This is a genomic window from Candidatus Symbiopectobacterium sp. (assembly GCF_020054415.1).
Lineage (GTDB): Bacteria > Pseudomonadota > Gammaproteobacteria > Enterobacterales > Enterobacteriaceae > Symbiopectobacterium.
Genome location: NZ_JAHWCO010000486.1, coordinates 1 through 2,623 on the forward strand (window position 1 = coordinate 1; position 2,623 = coordinate 2,623).

Genomic DNA, 2,623 nt, shown 5'->3' on the forward strand with positions numbered 1-2,623 from the left:
GCTGCTTGAGGGCCTTGTTATAAGAGGGCCAGTTGGTGATTTTAAAATTTTGTTTTGCCATGGAGACCTGATTTTGAAACAACTGTGGTGATCTGCTCCGATGATTACCCAAAAGTTCTATTTATTCAACAAAGCCCATTTTCAACCAAAACTGGCATGGAAAAACAGCATGATTACCTATTATTCAACAAAGCCCCAAAACAGGTGTGTCATAACAGCATTATTCCCTATTATTCAACAAAGCCCATGATTACCTATTATTCAACAAAGCCCAAAAAAAATTAATAGCCAGTGCCATAGTCATTCCTTAACAAAAAAGCTAAAATATTTTCAGCGATAACTCTAAAATAGCCAATACCGATGCTGCAAACCCTTTACACCATCTTGCTTTACCTCATTCAACCATTAATCTGGCTCCGTCTGTGGCTAAGAGGACGCAAAGCGCCTGCCTACCGTCGCCGCTGGAGTGAACGTTATGGATTCTGTGCGGAGAAAGTCAAACCCAACGGTATCATGCTGCATTCTGTCTCTGTTGGCGAAACATTGGCAGCCATTCCCTTGGTAAGAGCGCTTCGCCACCGTTACCCTTCTTTGCCGATTACTGTAACCACCATGACGCCGACCGGTTCAGAGCGAGTACGGTCTGCCTTCGGCAATGATGTCTACCACGTTTATCTCCCCTACGATCTTCCTTGTGCCCTTAAGCGCTTCTTTGATCAGGTGAACACAAAACTGGTGATCATCATGGAGACCGAACTGTGGCCAAACCTTATCACTGAACTTCACCGCCGTAATATTCCGTTGGTTATTGCCAACGCACGGCTTTCTGAACGCTCAGCGGCAGGCTATAAAAAAATTGGCTCCCTAACTCGTAGCATTCTGCGCCGCACCACCTTGATCGCCGCTCAAAATCAAGAAGATGGTGAGCGCTTTATCGATCTCGGTTTACAGCGCTCACACTTAGCAGTCACTGGCAGTCTGAAATTCGATATTTCTGTCACACCGGAATTAGCTGCGAGAGCCGTAGCACTACGGCGTCAGTGGGCATCTCGACGCCCGGTGTGGATTGCAACCAGCACTCATGAAGGTGAAGAAGCGATTATTTTGGCCGCGCACCGTGAATTGCTGAACCGGTTTCCCGATTTGCTGTTGATTCTGGTACCTCGCCACCCTGAGCGTTTCCCTACAACTCAGGCACTTACCCAGAGCCTGGGTTTTAGTTACACCCTGCGCAGCAGTGGCGAAGTTCCGGCGACTGATACCCAAGTGGTGATTGGCGATACCATGGGCGAACTGATGATACTGTATGGCATCGCCGACATCGCTTTTGTCGGTGGAAGCCTAGTGGAACGGGGAGGACATAATCCTTTGGAACCTGCGGCACATGCCATCCCGGTATTGATGGGTCCGCACACCTTTAACTTCAAAGATATTTGCCTTAAATTGTCAGAAGCAGGTGGTTTAATCACCGTTAAAGATGCTGACAGTATTGTCGAAGAAGTGAACAGCCTGCTGACGGATGAAGATTACCGGCTCTATTATGGGCGACACGCGGTAGAGGTGCTGCACCAGAATCAGGGAGCGCTTCAGCGCTTGCTCACACTGCTGGAGCCCTATCTTCCACCACGTGCAAACTCGTCTATCTGACCCTCTGGTGTTAAGGATTACCATGGCGACCAAAGCAATCTACCCAGGTACCTTCGATCCCTTAACCAATGGGCATCTGGATCTGCTCACCCGCGCTTCACGTCTGTTCGATCATCTCGTGTTAGCCATTGCCGCCAGTCCCAGTAAAAATACGATGTTCAGTTTGGACGAGCGTGTCGCATTAGCACGGCAGGCAACGCAACATTTGACCAATGTTGAGGTGGTGGGATTTTCCGATCTTATGGTGCATTTCGCCCAACAGCAGCAAGCGAATGTGTTAATTCGCGGGCTGCGGGCTGTATCCGACTTTGAATATGAGCTTCAGTTGGCAAAAATGAATACTCACTTAATGCCAACCCTGGAGAGCGTGTTCCTGATGCCATCGGAAGAATGGTCATTTATCTCTTCCTCTTTGGTCAAAGAGGTCGCCCGACACGGTGGAGATGTCTCACACTTTCTTCCCGATGCGATTGGCTCGGCGCTTAAGCAAGAACTGGCGCAGGGTAAGTAAGATATAACCCGGCGGGTAGATAGGCCTCCTCCGCCGGAAAATCGCGATGCGATTAACTCGCCAATGTACCGCATAGATAGCGGAACCACCACAGTGGACGCCACCATGTATTTAGCGGGGGCAAGGTCGCTGGCATTATGTTGTTACGGTATTTAATTTCCCAGGTAAAGTTGAGGAAAATACGGCTCTTCCCATACTCATAACCGAACAAGCTGCACTCTTGCTTCTTGCGCTTATCAATCGGCGTATTGGCGGAAAGGTCGCGCTGTAACGTATGGTAACTCTCTTCCCGGTCCACTTCCCGTTCAAAACAGCGGATGCTCTTCGGGGCTTTGTTGAATAAATCAGAACTTGTAACGACTGCGCCCCATACTGGTCGATTGTTACGTGATGCGAATACTGTTCGGCATTCCTAATAGCGTGATCCGGTTAAGCGCTTTGACCATGGCCATGGCTTCACCCACC

At 49.1% G+C, this 2,623-nt stretch carries 3 protein-coding genes and 2 pseudogenes; 3 read left to right on the forward strand and 2 right to left on the reverse strand.

What is annotated here, in order from left to right:
• The first annotated feature begins 84 nt into the window (after positions 1–84).
• The 3 genes from QZ506_RS14235 to coaD all read left to right on the forward strand — a co-directional run bounded on the left by QZ506_RS14235 (position 85) and on the right by coaD (position 2,158).
• The gene (locus QZ506_RS14235) at positions 85–285 is read left to right on the forward strand and encodes a hypothetical protein (RefSeq protein ID WP_291971905.1); all 201 of its coding nucleotides are present in this window, start codon (positions 85–87) and stop codon (positions 283–285) included.
• A gap of 75 nt (positions 286–360) precedes the next feature.
• Positions 361–1,647, forward strand: coding sequence for a lipid IV(A) 3-deoxy-D-manno-octulosonic acid transferase (gene waaA / locus QZ506_RS14240; RefSeq protein ID WP_291971907.1), 1,287 nt, complete (start codon positions 361–363; stop codon positions 1,645–1,647).
• A gap of 22 nt (positions 1,648–1,669) precedes the next feature.
• Positions 1,670–2,158 carry a pantetheine-phosphate adenylyltransferase gene (gene coaD, locus QZ506_RS14245; protein WP_291971909.1) on the forward strand — a complete coding sequence of 163 codons (489 nt, stop codon included), beginning with the start codon at positions 1,670–1,672 and terminating at the stop codon, positions 2,156–2,158.
• Positions 2,159–2,210: 52 nt separating this feature from the next.
• Here coaD and QZ506_RS14250 read toward each other — a convergent pair.
• Positions 2,211–2,486: pseudogene (locus QZ506_RS14250) on the reverse strand (glycosyltransferase family 2 protein); the annotation flags it as partial.
• A 55-nt stretch (positions 2,487–2,541) separates the two neighbouring features.
• Positions 2,542–2,623: pseudogene (locus tag QZ506_RS14255) on the reverse strand (lipoprotein); the annotation flags it as partial.

Coding starts and splice junctions, on each gene's coding strand:
- waaA (WP_291971907.1), top strand. CDS start 361: ATGCTGCAAACCCTTTACACCATCTTGCTTTACCTCATTCAACCATTA.
- coaD (WP_291971909.1), top strand. CDS start 1,670: ATGGCGACCAAAGCAATCTACCCAGGTACCTTCGATCCCTTAACCAAT.